We start from the raw sequence: 4,171 nt of genomic DNA on the forward strand, positions 1-4,171 counted from the left end.
GGGGCGCGCGCCGGCCGCCGAAGGCCCCCGATCCGTGCCGCCACCGGTCCACCCGCACGCCCGCGACCTGCGGTGATCCGTACCGCCGCCCGGGTGGTGCGCCGGAGCGGACCATTGACTGGCAAGGCCCGCGCGATAGAGTTTGCGGCGCAGTGGAGCACACCCGCCGGGGCCCGTCAACCGGGCCTTCCCGGCCGGTGCGGCCCGGTCGACGCGGTCCGTGGCCTCCTCCCGCTCCGTGCCCACCTGGCGCACCTTCCCCGGCGCCGGGCGGTCACGACCTTCCCCTTGAGCGGGCGGGGACCACGGGCCGCTTCGTCGTGCCGGGGCACGGTGGGCGAGAATGGTCGCAGCTCCCGGACGTCGGGCTGCTCCGCACCGAGGAAGGGCGCCACCGCGCATGACCACCAACGAACCGGGCCCCAAGCACGTTCCGGTGATGCTCCAGCGGTGCATGGACGCCCTGGCCCCGGCGATCTCGCGCCCCGGTGCCGTCGTGGTCGACGCCACCCTCGGCCTCGGCGGGCACAGCGAGGCGCTGCTGACCCAGTTCCCGCAGGTGCGGCTGGTCGCGGTGGACCGCGACCCGGTGGCGCTGAAGCTGTCCGGCGAGCGGCTGGCCCCGTTCGGCGACCGGGCCACCCTGGTGCACGCGGTCTACGACGAGATCCCCGAGGTGCTGGAGCGCCTGGGCATCGACGAGGTGGACGGCGTCCTGTTCGACCTCGGCGTCTCCTCGATGCAGCTGGACGAGGCCGAGCGCGGCTTCGCGTACGCGCAGGACGCGCCGCTGGACATGCGGATGGACCAGACCCGGGGGATCAGCGCGGCGGAGGTGCTGAACACCTACAGCCACGGCGACCTGGCCCGGATCCTCAAGGTGTACGGCGAGGAGCGGTTCGCCGGGAAGATCGCCTCGGTGATCCTGCGGGAGCGGGAGAAGGAACCGTTCACCAACAGCGCGCGTCTGGTCGAGTTGGTGCGCAACGCCATCCCGGCGGCGACCCGTCGGACCGGCGGGAACCCGGCCAAGCGGACGTTCCAGGCGCTGCGGATCGAGGTCAACGGCGAGCTGGAGGTCCTGGACCGGGCGATCCCGGGCGCGCTGGACGTCCTCGCGGTGGGCGGCCGGATCGCGGTGATGTCCTACCAGTCGCTGGAGGACCGCCTGGTCAAGCAGTGCTTCGCCGCCGGTGCGACCACCACCGCTCCGCCGGGCCTGCCGTTCATCCCGGAGGAGCACCAGCCCTGGCTCAAACTGATCACTCGCGGTGCCGAGCTGGCCACCGAGGAGGAGATCGAGGAGAACCGGCGTGCCGCGCCCGTGCGGCTGCGGGTGGCGGAGAGGATCAGGGACCGTAGCAAGCGGGGCTGACGAACCGGTCCCGGCGGGTCCGAAGGGCGGAGGAGAGCGGTGGGGCCGGTGGCCGGTGAGGTCCGGGCGGGGCGGGGAGGACTCCCGAGGCAGGGCAGGGCACGGATCACGGTCCGGCCGGGCAGGCGCCCGGTGCGGAGGCGCACGCCGTTCGCGGTGCTCATCGTGGTGCTGCTGGCGGCCGGGCTGCTCGGCCTGCTCACGCTGAACACCGCGCTCAACGAGGGCTCCTTCGAGCTGTCCCGGCTGCAGAAGCAGACCACGACGGCGACCGACGAGCAGCAGGGCCTCCAGCACGAGATCGACCAGAGCTCGGCGCCGGACGCGCTGTCGCGGCGCGCGGCCGAGCTCGGCATGGTCCCGGCCGGCGGCATGGCCTTCCTGGACGTTCCGAACGGCGGCAAGGTGATCGGCACCCCGGGCCCGGCGCAGGACAGCCCGCCGGTCAAGCGGTCCACGGCCGAGCCGTGGCCGACCAGGGCCCAGCCGAGTGCCGCCCAGCCCGGCGCCGGACCGTCGCCGGCCGCGCCGCAGCCGGGCGGTGCCCCGTCGCCGGCCGCCCCGCCGCCGGCGCCGACCCCGGCGGCGTCCGCCGGTGACTCGGTGATCCAGCTCAACCCGGTCCCGCCCGCCGCGGGCGCGAAGCCGAGCGGGGGTGCCGGCCGGTGAGCGGGCGGAACGGGCGAACCGTCAACAGGTACGAATGGTGCGAAGCGTCCGCCGAGCGCAGCGAGGTGGTCGCATGAGCACTCCACGTCAACCCACCAGTGGGTCCAGCGGGTCCGGTGGCGGCAACGGCCGCCGTCCGGTGCCCCGCGGCGGCGCGCCGCGCGCGCAGTCCGGCTCCGGCCGCGGCCAGCCGGTCAAGGGTCAGCCCGCGAAGGGCCAACCGGCCAGGAGCCAGCCGGCGAAGGGTCAGCCCGCCCGCAGCCAGTCGGCCAAGGCCCAGCCCGCCAGGTCGGCCTCCGTCGGCCGTACCCCGCGGGCGCCGCAGCAGCGCGGCCCCGAGGGACGCCCGCCGGCCCGCAGCCAGGCGGCGGTGCGCCCGCGGAGCCGTCCGTCGCTGCGCCCCAAGGCGCTCAAACTGGCCGAGCCGAAGCGCCGGCTGCGGGTGATCAGCGTGGTGCTGTCGCTGGTGTTCTCCGTCTTCGCGGGCCGCCTGGTGCAGCTCCAGCTGGTGGACGCCGACGCGCTGGCCGCCGACGCCAACACCAACCGCTACCTGAACATCCCGATCACCGCCGAACGCGGCTCGATAACGTCCTCCGACGGGGTCTCGCTGGCGGCCACCGTCGACGCGTACGACATCACCGCCGACCCGGCGATGTTCACCCCGGAGGCGACCGGCATCCCGGACGCGCCGGAGCAGGCGGCCGCGCTGCTGTCGCCGATCCTCGGCGTGCCCAAGGAGAAGATCGCCGCCGACCTGCACACCCCCAAGAGCCGTTACAAGCGGCTCGCGGCCCAGCAGACCCCGGCCGCCAAGAAGCAGATCAGCGACCTCAAGTCGGGCCTGGAGAAGCAGGCCGGCTCGCGGGCCTGCCAGGCCCAGAAGAGGCTGCTCGGCAAGCCCGCCGACCAGGGCGGACGCACCCGGGTGGACAACGAGTGCGCCAACCCGCTGGCCGGGGTGTTCAACCGGGAGACCCAGAAGCGGATCTACCCCGCGGACGGGCTGGCGGCCAACCTGGTCGGCTTCGTCAACGCCGAGGGCGAGGGCGCCGGCGGCCTGGAGCTCCAGTACCAGAAGCTGCTGGCCGGCAAGGACGGCCACAGCAGCTACGCCCAGTCGGGCGGGCGGCTGGTGCCCACCGCGGGGGGCTCGATGGAGCCGGCCGTGCCGGGCGACGACGTGAAGCTGACCATCAACCGGGACATCCAGTGGGCCGCCCAGCGGGCGATCACCGACCAGGTGGCCAACTCCGGCGCGGAGAAGGGCTACGTGGTGGTCCAGGACGTGAAGACCGGTCAGGTCCTCGCGATGGCCACCGCGCCCGGCTTCAACCCGAACGACCTGAGCCTGTCCAAGCAGGCGCAGCTGGGCAACCCCGCCCTGGCCGACGCGTACGAGCCGGGCAGCACCGCCAAGCTGATGAGCCTGGCCGCCGTGCTGGACTCCGGCAAGGCCACCTGGGACACCAAGGTCACCGTGCCCAACCGGCTGGTCCGGGCCGGGCAGCAGTTCAAGGACGACATCGACCACGACCCCTGGTACCTGACCCTGGCCGGGGTGCTCGCCAAGTCGTCCAACATCGGCACCATCGAGGCGGTCGAGACCCTCGGCGACGGCGACCAGCTGAAGGCCAACCAGGTGCTGGACGGCTACATGCGCAAGTTCGGCGTGGCCCGGCCGACCGGCCTGGGCTTCCCCGGGGAGACCCCCGGGATGCTCAAGAAGCCGGAGGACCTGGTCGCCTCGGAGAAGTACAACATCTCCTTCGGCCAGGGCCCGCTGCAGATGAACGCGCTGCAGGCCACCTCGGTCTACTCCACCATCGCCAACGGCGGGGTGCGGGTCGCGCCCAGCATCGTCCAGGGCGTCACCGACCCGAACGGCAAGTACACGCCGAGCGCGCCGGGGGAGCAGACCCGGGTGGTCAGCCCGGAGACGGCCAAGACCCTCACCTCGATGCTGGAGTCGGTCGTCGACGACGAGCAGGGCACCGGCGGCAAGGCCGCCATCTCCGGCTACCGGGTCGCGGGCAAGACCGGCACCGCCAACCGGGGCGCCGCCAACGGCGTCGGCTACGACGGCTACACCGCCTCCTTCATCGGCTTCGCCCCCGCCGACGCCCC

Annotated in this window: 3 protein-coding genes; all 3 read left to right on the forward strand. The window is 73.7% G+C overall.

Translation table 11 applies throughout. The features are described from left to right. Nucleotides 1–400 precede the first annotated feature (400 nt). The gene (gene rsmH / locus ACIQOV_RS30485) at nucleotides 401–1,375 is read left to right on the forward strand and encodes a 16S rRNA (cytosine(1402)-N(4))-methyltransferase RsmH (RefSeq protein WP_401053826.1); all 975 of its coding nucleotides are present in this window, start codon (nucleotides 401–403) and stop codon (nucleotides 1,373–1,375) included. A gap of 132 nt (nucleotides 1,376–1,507) precedes the next feature. Next, nucleotides 1,508–2,044, forward strand: a complete 537-nt coding sequence (locus tag ACIQOV_RS30490) for a cell division protein FtsL (protein WP_387729413.1) — start codon at nucleotides 1,508–1,510, stop codon at nucleotides 2,042–2,044. Between the two features lie 73 nt (nucleotides 2,045–2,117). Continuing rightward, a partial coding sequence (locus ACIQOV_RS30495) for a penicillin-binding transpeptidase domain-containing protein (RefSeq protein ID WP_401053828.1) occupies nucleotides 2,118–4,171 on the forward strand: 2,054 nt, incomplete at its 3' end.

Origin of the sequence: Kitasatospora sp. NPDC091257, from assembly GCF_044757675.1 — a bacterium.
In the GTDB taxonomy this organism is placed as follows: Bacteria; Actinomycetota; Actinomycetes; order Streptomycetales; family Streptomycetaceae; genus Kitasatospora; species Kitasatospora lactacystinica.

Excerpts from the sequence above, each read along its gene's own strand:
- rsmH (WP_401053826.1), top strand. The coding sequence starts at position 401 with ATGACCACCAACGAACCGGGCCCCAAGCACGTTCCGGTGATGCTCCAG.